Here is a 15,697-nt window from a genome sequence, read left to right on the forward strand (position 1 = left end):
CCCCTTCGAAGCTATGGAATCGACGTGATGAGCAAGACGACAGTCAAGGGCGTCTCCGCCTCCGAGCGGGAACACACCGAGGTTCCACGCACGGTGGGCGGCAGTCGTGCCTTCGCGATCCTGCTGCTGATCACCGGCGCGGCCGGCCTGCTCGCGTCCTGGGTCATCACGATCGACAAGTTCAAGTTGCTGGAGGACCCGAACTTCACACCGGGCTGCAGCCTCAACCCGGTCGTCTCCTGCGGCAACATCATGAAGAGCGACCAGGCCTCCGTCTTCGGGTTCCCCAACCCGATGCTCGGCCTCGTCGCGTACGGCATCGTCATCTGCGTCGGCATCAGCCTGCTCGCGCGTGCGACCTACCCGCGCTGGTACTGGCTGACCCTCAACGCGGGCACCGCCTTCGGCGTCGGCTTCGTGACCTGGCTGCAGTACCAGTCGCTGTACAACATCAACTCGCTCTGCCTGTGGTGCTGCCTCGCCTGGGTCGCCACGATCCTGATGTTCTGGTACGTGACGTCCTCCAACATCCGCAACGGCCTTCTGCCCGCGCCCGGCTGGCTGAAGAACTTCTTCGGCGAGTTCACCTGGGTCCTGCCCGTGATGCACATCGGCGTCATCGGCATGCTGATCCTGACCCGCTGGTGGGAGTTCTGGACCAGCTGACCATCCATGGGCCCGCTGACGGCCCGACCGGATTGTCAGTGCGGTGACATAGGGTTTTCAGCGTGGAGCCCGATCTGTTCACCGCCGCCGCGGAAGAACGCCAGGAGAAGGACCCGGCCGCCAGCCCTCTGGCCGTCCGGATGCGTCCGCGCACCCTCGACGAGGTCGTGGGCCAGCAGCACCTGCTGAAGCCCGGCTCGCCCCTGCGCAGACTGGTCGGCGAGTCCGGCGGCGGACCGGCCGGCCCTTCCTCGGTGATCCTCTGGGGCCCGCCCGGCACCGGCAAGACGACCCTGGCGTACGTCGTCTCCAAGGCCACCGACAAGCGTTTCGTGGAGCTCTCCGCGATCACCGCCGGGGTCAAGGAGGTCCGCGCGGTCATCGAGGGTGCCCGCCGCGCCACCGGCGGGTACGGCAAGGAGACCGTCCTCTTCCTCGACGAGATCCACCGTTTCAGCAAGGCCCAGCAGGACTCCCTTCTCCCGGCCGTCGAGAACCGCTGGGTCACCCTGATCGCGGCGACCACGGAGAACCCGTACTTCTCGGTGATCTCCCCCCTCCTGTCCCGCTCCCTCCTCCTCACCCTCGAACCGCTCACCGACGACGATCTGCGCGGCCTCCTCCGGCGCGCGCTGACCGACGAGCGTGGCCTCAAGGGCGCCCTCGCCCTCCCCGAGGACACCGAGGCCCACCTCCTGCGGATCGCCGGCGGCGACGCCCGCCGCGCCCTGACCGCCCTGGAGGCCGCAGCCGGCGCCGCCCTCGACAAGGGGGCCGAGGAGATCGCGCTCCAGACACTGGAGGAGACCGTCGACCGCGCCGCCGTGACGTACGACCGCGACGGCGACCAGCACTACGACGTGGCCAGCGCCCTCATCAAGTCCATCCGCGGCTCCGACGTCGACGCCGCGCTGCACTATCTGGCCCGGATGATCGAGGCCGGTGAGGACCCCCGGTTCATCGCCCGCCGTCTGATGATCTCCGCCAGCGAGGACATCGGCCTCGCCGACCCGAACGCGCTGCCGACAGCCGTCGCGGCCGCCCAGGCCGTCGCCATGATCGGCTTCCCCGAGGCCGCGCTCACCCTCAGCCACGCCACGATCGCCCTCGCCCTGGCGCCCAAGTCGAACGCCGCGACCATGGCCATCGGCGCCGCGATGGAGGACGTACGGAAGGGGCTGGCCGGTCCCGTGCCCCCGCATCTGCGGGACGGGCACTACAAGGGCGCGGCCAAGCTCGGACATGCCCAGGGGTATGTGTACCCGCACGATCTGCCCGAGGGGATCGCCGCCCAGCAGTACGCGCCGGACGAGATCAAGGAGCGGCAGTACTACACCCCGACCAGGCACGGTGCCGAGGCCCGGTACGCCGACGCGGTGGAATGGACCAGGAAGAACCTCGGTCGGAAGCAGTCCTGAACCCCCTGTAGACTCCTCCTCAGTGCTGCGTCCCGTGTCCGGCTCCGGTCGGCGCCTCAGGCGGGACATCCAGCCGGATCTTCATGATCCAGGAGCGTCGCGCACCGTTGTAGGTGTCGCGGGCAGCCCACCACCACTCGGAGTTCCGGGACCGGTCGGTGGGCCGTTCGTGTGCTGCACGTATGTGCCCAGACCAGGGGAGCGGCTACCCGACAAGTCCCTCGCGGGCCTGACGGGATTCCCCGGCTGCGGATGCGACCTCCCGTAACCCTGAGGCAGCCGAAGAGGAAAAGGAAAAGAAGTGGCGAACCAGCCCCGCCCCAAGGTCAAGAAGTCGCGTGCCCTCGGCATCGCGCTGACCCCGAAGGCCGTCAAGTACTTCGAGGCCCGCCCCTACCCGCCGGGCGAGCACGGCCGTGGCCGCAAGCAGAACTCGGACTACAAGGTCCGTCTGCTCGAGAAGCAGCGTCTGCGTGCGCAGTACGACGTGTCCGAGCGTCAGCTCGTCCGCGCCTACGAGCGTGCCTCCAAGGTCCAGGGCAAGACCGGTGAGGCCCTGATCATCGAGCTCGAGCGCCGTCTCGACGCGCTGGTCCTGCGTTCGGGCATCGCCCGCACGATCTACCAGGCCCGCCAGATGGTCGTCCACGGCCACATCGAGGTCAACGGCGGCAAGGTCGACAAGCCGTCCTTCCGCGTCAAGCCGGACGACGTCGTCATGGTCCGTGAGCGCAGCCGTCAGAAGCCGCTGTTCGAGGTCGCCCGCGAGGGTGGCTTCGCCGCGGACGGTGAGACCCCCCGCTACCTGCAGGTGAACCTCAAGGCCCTGGCGTTCCGCCTGGACCGCGAGCCGAACCGCAAGGAAGTTCCGGTCATCTGCGACGAGCAGCTCGTCGTCGAGTACTACGCCCGTTGATCCTCTTTCGACGGTCGTAGTACACACGCACCGAGCGTCAGCCCGTCGTCTCCCCGCCCTTCCCGGCGGGCGAGGCGGCGGGCTCTCGCCGTACTGCGGTAGGCACCGCGATAGGCATTAATGCGGTACTGGGCGATCGCTCCGGCGCGATAGGCTCGGGACACGACTTTTCGACGTTCAAGGCATGTTCCAGGGAGCGGGTGCAGACAGTGTCCGGTGGAGAGGTGGCCGGGATCCTGGTGGCCGTCTTCTGGGCGATCCTGGTCTCCTTCCTCGCCGTCGCGCTGGCGAGGCTGGCCCAGACGCTCAAGGCGACCACCAAGCTCGTGGCGGACGTGACCGACCAGGCCGTCCCCCTCCTCGCCGACGCGTCCACCGCCGTCCGCTCCGCGCAGACCCAGATCGAACGGGTCGACGCCATCGCGTCCGACGTCCAGGAGGTCACGTCGAACGCCTCGGCGCTCTCCACGACCGTCGCCTCCACCTTCGGCGGCCCCCTCGTCAAGGTCGCCGCCTTCGGCTACGGCGTACGCCGGGCCATGGGCGGCCGCCGGGAGGGCGAGCCCGCCGATGAGCGGCGCGCCGTGATCGTCGGGCGCACCGTGCAGGGCGCGCGCTGGAGCAAGCGCGACTCCCGTGGAAAGAAGGACTGACCGAGCGATGTTCCGCCGTACGTTCTGGTTCACCACAGGGGTCGCCGCCGGAGTGTGGGCCACCACCAAGGTCAACCGCAAGCTGAAGCAGCTCACCCCCGAGCACCTCGCCACCCAGGCGGCGCACAAGGCGGTCGAGGCGGGCCACAAGCTCAAGGACCGGGCGGTCGGGTTCGCCCTCGACGTCCGCGACAACATGGCCCAGCGGGAGGCCGAACTGGGCGAGGCACTCGGCATCGAGGCCAACCCCGACCAGTACCCGGAGCTTCCGGCCCCGAGGCACGTCGTCGCCATCGAGAACAGCAACACCCCGAAGCACAGCAGGAATCCGAGGTGCGTCGACAGCTCGTCGTACCCGTACAACCGGAATGAGGACCACTGATGGAGTCGGCTGAAATCCGCCGCCGCTGGTTGAGCTTCTTCGAGGAGCGCGGTCACACCGTCGTCCCTTCGGCGTCGCTCATCGCGGACGACCCGACTCTGCTCCTGGTCAACGCGGGCATGGTCCCGTTCAAGCCGTACTTCCTCGGTGAGGTCAAGCCCTCCTTCGACCGTGCCACCAGCGTGCAGAAGTGCGTCCGTACGCCGGACATCGAAGAGGTGGGCAAGACCACCCGGCACGGCACGTTCTTCCAGATGTGCGGCAACTTCTCCTTCGGCGACTACTTCAAGGAAGGCGCCATCGAGCACGCCTGGGAGCTGCTCACCAGCTCCCAGGACAAGGGTGGTTACGGCCTGGAGCCGGAGAAGCTCTGGATCACCGTCTACAAGGACGACGACGAGGCCGAGCGCATCTGGCACGAGCAGATCGGCGTGCCCAAGGAGCGCATCCAGCGCCTCGGCAAGAAGGACAACTACTGGTCCATGGGCGTCCCCGGCCCGTGCGGCCCGTGTTCCGAGATCAACTACGACCGCGGCCCGGAGTTCGGCGTCGAGGGCGGCCCGGCCGTCAACGACGAGCGGTACGTGGAGATCTGGAACCTGGTCTTCATGCAGTACGAGCGCGGCGAGGGCACCTCGAAGGAGGACTTCGAGATCCTCGGCGATCTACCCAGCAAGAACATCGACACGGGCCTCGGCATGGAGCGCCTCGCCATGATTCTGCAGGGCGTGCAGAATCTGTACGAGATCGACACCTCCATGGCCGTCATCGACAAGGCCACCGAGATCACCGGTGTCCGCTACGGCGACGCCCACGAGTCCGACGTCTCCCTGCGCGTGGTCACCGACCACATCCGCACCGCCGTGATGCTCATCGGTGACGGCGTCAGCCCGGGCAACGAGGGCCGGGGCTATGTCCTGCGCCGCATCATGCGCCGCGCCATCCGCAACATGCGGCTGCTCGGTGCCACCGGCCCGGTCGTCCAGGACCTCATCGACGTCGTCATCGCCATGATGGGCCAGCAGTACTCCGAGCTGATCACCGACCGCGAGCGCATCGAGAAGGTCGCCGTCGCCGAGGAGAACGCCTTCCTCAAGACGCTGAAGGCCGGCACCAACATCCTCGACACCGCCGTGACGGACACCAAGGCCTCAGGCGGTCAGATCCTCGCCGGTGACAAGGCGTTCCTGCTCCACGACACCTGGGGCTTCCCGATCGACCTCACCCTGGAGATGGCCGCCGAACAGGGCCTCTCCGTGGACGAGGACGGCTTCCGCCGCCTGATGAAGGAGCAGCGGGACCGCGCCAAGGCCGACGCCCGCGCCAAGAAGACCGGCCACGCCGACCTCGGCGCCTACCGCGAGATCGCCGACGCCGCCGGGGAGACCGAGTTCATCGGCTACTCGGACACCGAGGGCGAGTCGACGGTCGTCGGCATCCTCGTCGACGGTCTGTCCTCGCCCGCCGCCACCGAGGGCGACGAGGTCGAGATCGTCCTCGACCGCACCCCGTTCTACGCCGAGGGCGGCGGCCAGATCGGTGACACCGGCCGGATCAAGGTCGACTCCGGTGCCGTGATCGAGATCCGCGACTGCCAGAAGCCGGTCCCGGGCGTGTACGTCCACAAGGGCGTCGTCCAGGTCGGCGAAGTGACCGTCGGCGCCAAGGCCCAGGCCTCGATCGACGGCCGTCGCCGCACGGCCATCGCCCGCGCCCACTCGGCCACGCACCTCACCCACCAGGCCCTGCGTGACGCCCTCGGCCCGACGGCCGCCCAGGCCGGTTCCGAGAACCAGCCCGGCCGCTTCCGCTTCGACTTCGGATCCCCGTCCGCCGTTCCGACGGCCGTGATGACCGACGTCGAGCAGAAGATCAACGAGGTGCTCGCCCGCGACCTGGACGTGCACGCGGAGATCCTGAGCCTCGACGAGGCCAAGAAGCAGGGCGCCATCGCCGAGTTCGGCGAGAAGTACGGCGAGCGCGTCCGTGTCGTCACCATCGGCGACTTCTCCAAGGAGCTGTGCGGCGGCACGCACGTCCACAACACCTCGCAGCTCGGCCTGGTCAAGCTGCTCGGCGAGTCGTCCATCGGCTCCGGCGTACGCCGTATCGAGGCTCTGGTCGGCGTCGACGCCTACAACTTCCTCGCCCGTGAGCACACGGTCGTCGCCCAGCTCCAGGAGCTGATCAAGGGCCGTCCGGAGGAGCTTCCGGAGAAGGTTTCGGCCATGCTCGGCAAGCTGAAGGACGCCGAGAAGGAGATCGAGAAGTTCCGCGCCGAGAAGGTGCTGCAGGCCGCCGCCGGTCTCGCCGAGTCCGCCAAGGACGTTTCCGGCGTTGCCGTGGTGACCGGTCAGGTCCCGGACGGCACCGCCGCCGACGACCTCCGCAAGCTGGTGCTCGACGTGCGCGGACGCATCCAGGGCGGCCGGGCCGTCGTGGTCGCCCTCTTCACGGCCGTGAACGGCAAGCCGCTGACGGTCATCGCCACCAACGAGGCCGCCCGCGAACGCGGTCTGAAGGCCGGCGACCTGGTCCGTACGGCCGCCAAGACCCTCGGCGGCGGCGGTGGCGGCAAGCCGGACGTCGCCCAGGGCGGTGGCCAGAACCCGGCCGCCATCGGCGAGGCCGTGGACGCGGTCGAACGCCTGGTCGCCGAGACGGCCAAGTGAGCACGACGGATCACACGAGCGAAGACGACGGCCCGGCCCTGCGCCGCGGCCGTCGGCTCGCGCTCGACGTGGGGGATGCCCGCATCGGAGTCGCCTCCTGCGATCCCGACGGCATCCTCGCCACCCCGGTCGAGACCGTCCCCGGGCGTGATGTCCCCGCAGCTCAGCGACGATTGAGACAACTGATCGACGAGTACGTACCCATAGAGGTAATCGTCGGACTTCCGCGTTCCCTCAAGGGAGGGGAGGGCCCGGCCGCCGTCAAGGTGCGGGGTTTCGCCCAGGAGTTGGCTCGAATGATCGCGCCCGTTCCGGTCAGACTCGTCGACGAGAGGATGACCACAGTCACGGCGAGTCAAGGACTGCGTGCCGCGGGTGTGAAATCCAAGAAGGGCAGGTCGGTCATTGACCAGGCAGCAGCCGTGATCATCCTGCAACAGGCGCTGGAATCCGAACGGGCGTCTGGTAAAGCTCCGGGCGAGGGCGTCGAAGTGGTCACCTGATCGCGATACGGTAACGTTCCGCGCGATGCGGTGGCTTTCGAACAGCCACCGCACAAAAAGAGGCGGGGACGATAGCCGAGCCACAAGCCCCGCGTGACCGCCGCCTCGCGGCTCTAGGGGATCGATGACTGAGTATGGCCGGGGCCCGGGCTCCGAACCGTGGCATCCGGACGACCCGTTGTACGGGGACGGCGGATGGGACGGACAGCAGGCCCAGGCGGGCCAGCAGTCCCCATACGGCGGCCAGCCGCAGCAGCAGCAGTACCCGGAGCAGCAGCAGTACCAGCAGCACTACGACAACGGCAGCGGCAACGGCGCCTGGAACAACGGCCATCAGGACGCCTACGCCCAGCAGCAGTACCAGCAGGAGTACGGCGACCCCGGGCAGCAGTACCCCGGCCAGAACCAGCACCAGCAGCATTACCCCGGTCCTGACCAACAGCAGTACGACCAGGTCAACGGCGGCTGGAACAACGGAACACACCAGCACACGCAGGGTCCTTACGTCGCCGACCCGGCCGACCCCTACGGGGGGCAGCAGCAGGCGATGACCTACGGCGGCGGCCAGCAGGACTTCTACGGCACGCCCGACGCGTATCCGCCGCCGGAGCCGCCCTCGCGCCGTCGCGCGGAAGCCACGCCCACCCCCGCACCCACTCCGGAGCCCGAGGCCGAGAAGCAGCCGGTCGCCGAGCGCACCGACTGGGATCCCGGGCCGGACCAGGGCGAGCACGCGTTCTTCGCCGGTGGCGCCGATGACGACGAGGCCGAGGAACGCGCCGGCCGGGGCGACCGGAAGGGCCGCGGCGGCAAGGCCAAGAAGCCGAGCAAGGGCGGCAAGAAGCGCCGCAGCGGTTGTGCCTGCCTGGTGGTCGTCATGGTTTTCGGCGGCGGCTTGGCCGGTGTCAGCTATTACGGGTACCAGTTCTATCAGAGCCGTTTCGCCGAGAACCCCGACTATGCGGGAAACGGTACGAACGAGACCGTCACGATCCAAGTCGACAAGGGTGAATTCGGGTCGGCGATCGGGCAGAAGCTGAAGGCGTCCGGAGTCATCAAGAGCGTTGACGCCTTTACGGCCGCACTGGCGCAGAATCCCGATCAGTCGATTCAGGCGGGCGTTTATCTCCTCAAGAAGGAGATGTCCGCTAAAAGCGCTATCGCTCTGATGCTCGACCCGAAGAGTCAGAGTAACTTCACTATCAGGGAAGGTCTTCGGAACAACGACGTCTACGCCAAGATCGACAAGGAGTTGGGGCTCGACAAGGGCACGACCAAGGAGGTCGCCGAGAAGAAGTGGGCGTCCCTCGGCCTTCCCGACTGGGCGAACGACAACGACGACATCAAGGATCCGCTGGAAGGATTCCTCTACCCGTCCACCTATCCGGTCGCCAAGGGCATGAAGCCCGAGGCCGTCCTGAAGGAAATGGTCGACCTCGCCAAGGCGAAGTACGAGGAACTGGACCTGGAGGACAAGGCCGAGGATCTGAAGCTGGAGAGTCCGCTCCAGGTGCTCACGGTGGCGAGCCTGGTCCAGGCCGAGGGGAAGTACAAGAGGGACTTCCTGAAGGTCGCCCGGGTCGTCTACAACCGGCTCGACAAGAAAAACACCGAGACCTACGGACTGCTCGACTTCGATTCCACGGTGAATTACCTGCGCGGTGAATCCAAACTGGCCACGGGCTCGGTGAACTCGCTCCGGCAGATCGAAGACCCGTACAACACGTACAAGATCAAGGGGCTGCCGCCCGGACCGATCGGCAATCCGGGTGAGGTGGCCATAAAGGCGGCGCTCAAGCCGGCCAAGGGTGACTGGTACTACTTCGTGTCGATCAACCCGGACGAGACGCTTTTCGCCGTGACCAACGAAGAGCACAACCGGAACCGCGCGAAGTACGAGAAAGAGCAGAACGGATAGATGAGCCGCACCGACAGCAAGAACCGGGCAGCCGTGCTCGGTTCGCCGATCGCTCACTCGCTCTCCCCGGTGCTGCACCGGGCCGCGTACGCCGAACTCGGGCTCGCCGACTGGTCGTACGACCGTTTCGAGGTCGACGAGGAGTCACTGCCGGGGTTCGTCGAGAAGCTCGGACCGGAGTGGGCCGGGCTGTCGCTCACTATGCCGCTCAAGCGGGCGGTCATTCCACTGCTGGACGAGATCAGCGAGACGGCGACCTCCGTCGAGGCTGTCAACACCCTGGTGTTCACGGAGGACGGGCGACGGGTCGGCGACAACACCGACATTCCCGGGATCGTCGCCGCCCTGCGGGAGCGGGGCATCGAGCAGGTGGAGTCGGCGGCCATTCTCGGGGCGGGAGCCACCGCCTCCTCCGCGCTGGCCGCGCTCGCCCGGATCTGCACCGGTGAGGTCGTGGCGTACGTACGCAGCGAGGCCCGGGCCGCCGAGATGCGGCAGTGGGGCGAACGGCTGGATGTCGAGGTGCGCACGGAGGACTGGGCGCAGTCCGCGCGGGGGCTGGGCGCTCCCCTCGTCATCGCCACTACGCCGGCGGGGGCGACGGACGCTCTGTCCGGCGCGGTGCCGGAGCGGCCGACGACGTTGTTCGACGTGCTGTACCACCCGTGGCCCACGGAGCTGGCCGCGCGGTGGTCCGCGTACGGCGGTGCCGTGGTCAGCGGGCTCGATCTGCTGGTGCATCAGGCTGTGTTGCAGGTTGAGCAGATGACCGGATGCAAGACGGCTCCCGTGGGCGCGATGAGGCAGGCGGGGGAGCGGGCGCTGGCCGAACGCGGCTGAGTGTCCTGGGTGTGCTGATCCCGTGAACCGCAAGAACCATGGGCTGGCCGGCGGCGACGAGCCGCACCCCGTCCAGGGGTCCTTGCTGGAGCAGGACGTCGCCCCGTGCGGCTACTGCCGACCCGGACCGATCATGGCCGCAGTCGCCCTGCTCAAGCGGACGAAGAATTCCGCCGACGCCGACGAGATCGCGAACCCCTGCCGCTGCGGCACGATCAAGAGCGCGGCGGCGAGGACGGGGTGACGCGGCGCGTGTTCCGAGTGCGGGCCGTCCGTCCGACAGAGGGCGCGGCGATGCTCCCCGTACGGCCGTCCGTCTGATGGACCCGTGACCGGGTCGCGCCCCGGACGTGGGAGGATCGGAGGTGGCGGGCCGGGGCCGCGCACCCGGTTGGCCGTCGCCGTACGCGAGGACGCGCGTACACGCAGGCAGGACGCAGTACCGGGCGCGAGCACTGAGGAGCACCGTTGAGCAGGTTGCGCTGGCTGACCGCGGGGGAGTCCCACGGTCCCGCACTTGTCGCGACGCTGGAGGGTCTTCCCGCCGGCGTGCCGATCACCACGGAGATGGTGGGGGACCACCTGGCCCGCCGGCGCCTGGGGTATGGACGCGGTGCGCGGATGAAGTTCGAGCGCGACGAGGTCACCTTCCTCGGCGGTGTGCGGCACGGTCTGACCATGGGCTCGCCGGTGGCGATCATGGTGGGCAACACCGAGTGGCCGAAGTGGGAGCAGGTCATGTCGGCGGACCCGGTCGACCCGGAGATCCTCGCCGGTCTGGCCCGCAACGCCCCGCTGACGCGCCCCCGGCCGGGCCACGCCGACCTGGCGGGCATGCAGAAGTACGGCTTCGACGAGGCCCGGCCCATCCTGGAGCGGGCTTCCGCCCGGGAGACCGCGGCCCGGGTCGCCCTCGGCGCCGTGGCCCGGTCGTACCTGAAGGAGACGGCCGGGATCGAGATCGTCAGCCACGTGGTGGAACTGGCGGCGGCTAGGGCCCCGCAGGGCGTGTACCCGACGCCGGCCGACGTGGAGAAGCTGGACGCGGACCCGGTGCGCTGCCTGGACGCGGACGCGTCGAAGGCGATGGTCGCGGAGATCGACCAGGCCCACAAGGACGGCGACACCCTCGGTGGTGTCGTGGAGATCCTGGCGTACGGCGTGCCGGTGGGCCTCGGCTCGCACGTCCACTGGGACCGCAAGCTGGACGCCCGCCTCGCCGGCGCGCTGATGGGCATCCAGGCGATCAAGGGCGTCGAGATCGGTGACGGCTTCGAGCTGGCGCGGGTGCCGGGCTCCCAGGCGCACGACGAGATCGTGAACACCCCCGAGGGCATCCGGCGGGTCTCCGGCCGCTCCGGTGGCACCGAAGGCGGTCTGACCACGGGTGAGCTGCTGCGGGTGCGGGCGGCGATGAAGCCGATCGCGACCGTGCCGCGCGCCCTGCGGACCGTGGACGTGACCACCGGTGAGGCCACCCAGGCCCACCACCAGCGCTCCGACGTCTCCGCCGTGCCCGCCGCGGGCATCGTCGCCGAGGCGATGGTGGCCCTGGTGCTGGCGGACGCGGTGGCGGAGAAGTTCGGCGGCGACAGCGTCACCGAGACGGCCCGCAACGTCCGCTCCTACCTCGACCACCTCGCGATCCGGTGACCCCGGTGCCTCTGGTCGTACTCGTCGGCCCCATGGGAGTCGGCAAGTCCACCGTCGGACAGCTGCTCGCCGAGCGGCTCGGCGTCGCCTACCGCGACACCGACGACGACATCGTGGCCGAGCAGGGCCGCGCGATCGCGGAGATCTTCGTCGACGAGGGCGAGTCCGCCTTCCGCGCCATCGAGAAGCGGGCCGTGCGCACGGCACTGGCCGGACACGACGGCGTCCTCGCCCTCGGCGGCGGCGCGATCCTCGACGCCGACACGCGCGCCCTGCTGGCCGGGCAGCGCGTCGTCTACCTCTCGATGGACGTCGAGGAGGCGGTCAAGCGCACCGGCCTCAACGCCGCCCGCCCGCTGCTGGCCGTCAATCCCCGCAAGCAGTGGCGGGAGTTGATGGAGGCCCGGCGGAACCTGTACGAGGAGGTCGCCACGGCTGTCGTCGCCACCGACGGCCGTACGCCCGAGGAAGTCACCCGAGCGGCCCTGGACGCACTGGAGTTGAAGGAAGTATGAGCGAGACAGTGACCCGTATCCAGGTCGGCGGTACGGCGGGTACCGAGCCGTACGAGGTCCTGGTGGGGCGTCAGCTCCTCGGCGAACTGGGCGGGTTGATCGGCAACCGGGTCAAGCGGGTCGCGGTGATCCATCCCGAGGCGCTGGACGACACCGCTGAGGCGCTGCGGGCCGATCTGGCCGGGCAGGGTTTCGAGGCGGTCGCGATCCAGGTGCCGAACGCGGAGGAGGCCAAGACCGCCGAGGTGGCCGCGTACTGCTGGAAGGCGCTCGGCCAGTCCGGGTTCACCCGCACCGATGTGATCGTCGGTGTCGGCGGCGGGTCCACCACGGACCTCGCCGGGTTCGTGGCGGCGACCTGGCTGCGCGGGGTGCGCTGGATCGCCATCCCCACCACCGTGCTGGCCATGGTCGACGCGGCTGTCGGCGGCAAGACCGGGATCAACACGGCCGAGGGCAAGAACCTGGTGGGCTCGTTCCACCCGCCGGCCGGGGTGCTGTGCGATCTGGCGGCACTGGACTCGCTGCCGGTCAACGACTACGTCTCCGGGCTCGCCGAGATCATCAAGGCCGGGTTCATCGCGGACCCGGTGATCCTGGACCTGGTCGAGGCCGACCCGCAGGCGGCCCGTACGCCGGCCGGGCCGCACACGTCGGAGCTGATCGAGCGGTCGATCCGCGTCAAGGCCGAGGTCGTCTCCGGTGACCTGAAGGAGTCCGGGCGCCGCGAGATCCTCAACTACGGGCACACGCTGGCGCACGCGATCGAGAAGAACGAGCGCTACCAGTGGCGCCACGGTGCGGCCGTCTCCGTGGGCATGCACTTCGCGGCCGAACTGGGCCGTCTGGCGGGCCGGTTGGACGACGCGACCGCCGACCGTCACCGCACGGTCCTCGAAGCGGTCGGGCTGCCGCTGCACTACCGCTACGACCAGTGGCCCAAGCTGCTGGAGACGATGAAGGTCGACAAGAAGTCGCGGGGCGACCTGCTGCGCTTCATCGTCCTGGACGGCCTGGCCAAGCCCACCGTCCTGGAAGGGCCCGACCCGGCGATCCTGCTGGCCGCCTACGGCGAAGTGGGCCAGTAACGCCCGCTCGGGCAGCTCTTGCCCGATTCGCCTTGTGTCCCTGGCCACTTGGGCACTTCGGGCTGCCCCCGGCCGTTCACCAAACGACGGCCGGGGACGGTACCGTTCGGTAAGGGCGGGGTCGAAAGGCCCCGCCCGCCAGTGTCGATGTGACTGTACGAGACGGAGTGGCACCGGATGCAGCACGCAGTGGGAGGCCCGCTGCCGCCGCCCCATCGGCCGGGGCAGGACCCGGCGGCCCCGTGGCCGCCGACCGCGAACCACCCGGGACACCCAGCCCCCCCTCACCCGGGAGCGCCGGGAACGCACCCTCCGGGACACCCGGGCGCGAGCCACCCCGTACCCCCGGGCACACACCCGGGCCCCGTGCCGCCGCCCCCACCCGCACCTCCGGGGTCGGTGCCCCCTCCCGCGCCGGGCTTCGCCGGAAATCCCGGGCATCCACCCACCTCGGCCCCACAGCGGACCGGGGTCCCGCGGGACACCACCGGACACGTGCAACTGCCGCCGGGCGGCCCCGTCACCATGCCGCCGCCCGCCACCGGCGCACCCGACGTCACGGCCACCACGCTCGCGGTCCTGCTCATCGGGCCCGCCGGAGCCGGCAAGACCAGCGTCGCCAAGTACTGGGCGGACCACCGCCGGGTGCCCACCGCGCACATCAGCCTGGACGACGTACGCGAGTGGGTGCGCTCCGGCTTCGCGGACCCGCAGTCCGGGTGGAACGACAATTCCGAGGCGCAGTATCGTCTCGCCCGCCGCACCTGCGGCTTCTCCGCCCGTAACTTCCTGGCCAACGGCATCTCCTGCATCCTCGACGACGCCGTCTTCCCCGACCGCCCGGTCGTCGGCCTCGGCGGCTGGAAGCGGCACGTCGGCCCCGGCCTGCTGCCCGTCGTCCTCCTGCCGGGCCTGGAGATTGTCCTCGAACGCAACGCCAAGCGCTCGGGAAATCGCCGCCTCACCGACGAAGAGGTCGCCCGCATCCACGGCCGGATGGCGGGCTGGTACGGCTCGGGCCTGCCGATCATCGACAACTCCCAGCTGGATGTCCCGGCCACGGCGAGGGTCCTGGACGAGTTCTTGGCAAGGTCGATCGCCAGCCCGCCCAAGTGGTAGCCGCGCAGTAGGCGACGGTACCGGTGAACACCGTGGCCTGAGCCGATCCCCAGCCAAGGGGCGCGGGGAACCGCGCGAACAACCCCCGTCGGGCCGCACCCGGCATCCGACCTCAGCCGCGCACCCCGTTTCCCGCAGAACGCCCCCCGCTCGGCTGCGCTCAACCGGCGGCCCACCGGCGAAGCTCATACGCTCGGCACATGTCAGAGGTGTACGCGGCCCGCCGCACTCGACTGAGAGAACGCTGCCACTCCAGCGGCAGCGCCACCGCACTCGTCACCCGCCCGGCCAACGTGCGCTATCTCGCGGGCGCGGCACCGCGGGGCGCGGTGCTGCTGCTCGGGAGGAGCGAGGACGTCCTGCTCTGCGGCACACCGCCGAGCGGCGAGCTCGGCGAGGGCCGACCCGACGACGCCGTACGCGTCCAGGTGCTGCCGGGACCCGGCGGTGACGCGGCGGTCGCGGCCGCCGACCTGGCCACGGCCCTGGGCGCCGAGTCGCTCGGGGTGGAGGAACACCACCTCACCGTCGGCCGGCACCGCGCGATCCGCTCGGTCGCGCCCCGGCTGCGCCTCGCCGACCTCGGCGGCGCGGTCGAGCAGCTGCGAGTGATCAAGGACGAGGAGGAGATCTCCTGTCTGCGCATCGGCGCGGAGATCGCCGACCAGGCACTGGGTGAACTGCTCGAATCGATCCTCGTGGGCCGCACCGAGCGTCACCTCGCCCTGGAACTGGAACGCCGCCTCGTCGACCACGGCGCCGACGGCCCGGCCTTCACCACCTCCGTCGCCGCCGGCCCGAACTCCGGCCGCCCCGGCCACATCCCCACCGACCGCCGGGTCGAGGAGGGCGACTTCCTGTCCGTCTGCCTCGGCGCGACCTACCGCGGCTACCGCTGTGAGATCGGCCGTACATTCGTGATCGGCACCTCGCCGGCCGACTGGCAGATCGAGCTGTACGACCTGGTCTTCGCAGCCCAGCGCGCCGGACGGGAGGCCCTGGTACCCGGTGCGGCCTTCCGTGCCGTGGACCGCGCGGCCCGCCAGATCCTGGACTCCGCGGGGTACGGTGACGGCCTCTCGGGACTGATGGGGCACGGGGTCGGACTCGAAATCGACGAGGACCCGCAGTTGGCCCCCGCGGCCATGGGTAAACTGGACGCTTGCGTGCCGGTCACCGTCGAACCGGGGGTTCACCTCCCGGGCCGGGGCGGCGTCCGGATCGATGACACGCTCGTCGTACGCCCCGAGGCGGACGGCGGACCCGAGCTACTCACCATCACGACCAAGGAGCTGCTCGCGCTCTAGCTCATCGGCTGCGCGCGTGGCCCGGGGTCGTCCACGTCAGTCCAGGA

Annotated in this window: 15 protein-coding genes; all 15 read left to right on the plus strand. The window is 69.6% G+C overall.

Annotated features, from left to right (window positions below; translation table 11 throughout):
- Nucleotides 1-27 precede the first annotated feature (27 nt).
- The 15 genes from OG622_RS40360 (at nt 28) to OG622_RS40430 (ending at nt 15,650) form a co-directional block, all read left to right on the plus strand.
- Complete coding sequence (locus OG622_RS40360; protein ID WP_371581624.1) at nt 28-666, plus strand: vitamin K epoxide reductase family protein; 639 nt, start codon at nt 28-30, stop codon at nt 664-666.
- Between the two features lie 62 nt (nt 667-728).
- Nucleotides 729-2,084: a replication-associated recombination protein A gene (locus OG622_RS40365; protein WP_371581626.1), complete on the plus strand. Its 1,356-nt coding sequence runs from the start codon at nt 729-731 to the stop codon at nt 2,082-2,084.
- A gap of 301 nt (nt 2,085-2,385) precedes the next feature.
- Complete coding sequence (gene rpsD, locus OG622_RS40370; RefSeq protein ID WP_046705307.1) at nt 2,386-3,000, plus strand: 30S ribosomal protein S4; 615 nt, start codon at nt 2,386-2,388, stop codon at nt 2,998-3,000.
- Nucleotides 3,001-3,209: 209 nt separating this feature from the next.
- Nucleotides 3,210-3,653: a DUF948 domain-containing protein gene (locus OG622_RS40375; protein WP_371584370.1), complete on the plus strand. Its 444-nt coding sequence runs from the start codon at nt 3,210-3,212 to the stop codon at nt 3,651-3,653.
- Between the two features lie 7 nt (nt 3,654-3,660).
- Complete coding sequence (locus OG622_RS40380; protein ID WP_371581628.1) at nt 3,661-4,035, plus strand: hypothetical protein; 375 nt, start codon at nt 3,661-3,663, stop codon at nt 4,033-4,035.
- Nucleotides 4,035-6,707: an alanine--tRNA ligase gene (alaS, locus tag OG622_RS40385; protein ID WP_371581629.1), complete on the plus strand. Its 2,673-nt coding sequence runs from the start codon at nt 4,035-4,037 to the stop codon at nt 6,705-6,707. The genes OG622_RS40380 and alaS overlap by 1 nt, the downstream gene beginning before the upstream one ends.
- The gene (gene ruvX, locus OG622_RS40390; protein ID WP_371581630.1) at nt 6,704-7,210 is read left to right on the plus strand and encodes a Holliday junction resolvase RuvX; all 507 of its coding nucleotides are present in this window, start codon (nt 6,704-6,706) and stop codon (nt 7,208-7,210) included. Before alaS ends, ruvX begins: the two co-directional genes overlap by 4 nt.
- 124 nt (nt 7,211-7,334) lie before the next feature.
- The gene (mltG, locus tag OG622_RS40395; protein WP_371581631.1) at nt 7,335-9,128 is read left to right on the plus strand and encodes an endolytic transglycosylase MltG; all 1,794 of its coding nucleotides are present in this window, start codon (nt 7,335-7,337) and stop codon (nt 9,126-9,128) included.
- On the plus strand, nt 9,129-9,968 hold the full coding sequence (locus OG622_RS40400; RefSeq protein ID WP_371581632.1) for a shikimate dehydrogenase: 840 nt from the start codon (nt 9,129-9,131) through the stop codon (nt 9,966-9,968).
- A gap of 22 nt (nt 9,969-9,990) precedes the next feature.
- Complete coding sequence (locus OG622_RS40405; RefSeq protein ID WP_371581634.1) at nt 9,991-10,212, plus strand: 2Fe-2S iron-sulfur cluster-binding protein; 222 nt, start codon at nt 9,991-9,993, stop codon at nt 10,210-10,212.
- Nucleotides 10,213-10,436: 224 nt separating this feature from the next.
- Nucleotides 10,437-11,621 carry a chorismate synthase gene (gene aroC / locus OG622_RS40410; RefSeq protein ID WP_371581635.1) on the plus strand — a complete coding sequence of 395 codons (1,185 nt, stop codon included), beginning with the start codon at nt 10,437-10,439 and terminating at the stop codon, nt 11,619-11,621.
- A gap of 32 nt (nt 11,622-11,653) precedes the next feature.
- A complete protein-coding gene (locus OG622_RS40415; RefSeq protein ID WP_371584371.1) occupies nt 11,654-12,136 on the plus strand; it encodes a shikimate kinase in 483 nt (160 codons plus the stop codon).
- Nucleotides 12,133-13,224: a 3-dehydroquinate synthase gene (gene aroB / locus OG622_RS40420; RefSeq protein ID WP_046705318.1), complete on the plus strand. Its 1,092-nt coding sequence runs from the start codon at nt 12,133-12,135 to the stop codon at nt 13,222-13,224. The genes OG622_RS40415 and aroB overlap by 4 nt, the downstream gene beginning before the upstream one ends.
- 177 nt (nt 13,225-13,401) lie before the next feature.
- Entirely contained in the window at nt 13,402-14,343 is a 942-nt protein-coding gene (locus OG622_RS40425) for an AAA family ATPase (protein WP_371581637.1), read from the plus strand.
- A gap of 200 nt (nt 14,344-14,543) precedes the next feature.
- Nucleotides 14,544-15,650, plus strand: a complete 1,107-nt coding sequence (locus OG622_RS40430; RefSeq protein ID WP_371581639.1) for an aminopeptidase P family protein — start codon at nt 14,544-14,546, stop codon at nt 15,648-15,650.
- Nucleotides 15,651-15,697: the final 47 nt, after the last annotated feature.

The organism is Streptomyces sp. NBC_01314, from assembly GCF_041435215.1.
Lineage (GTDB): Bacteria > Actinomycetota > Actinomycetes > Streptomycetales > Streptomycetaceae > Streptomyces.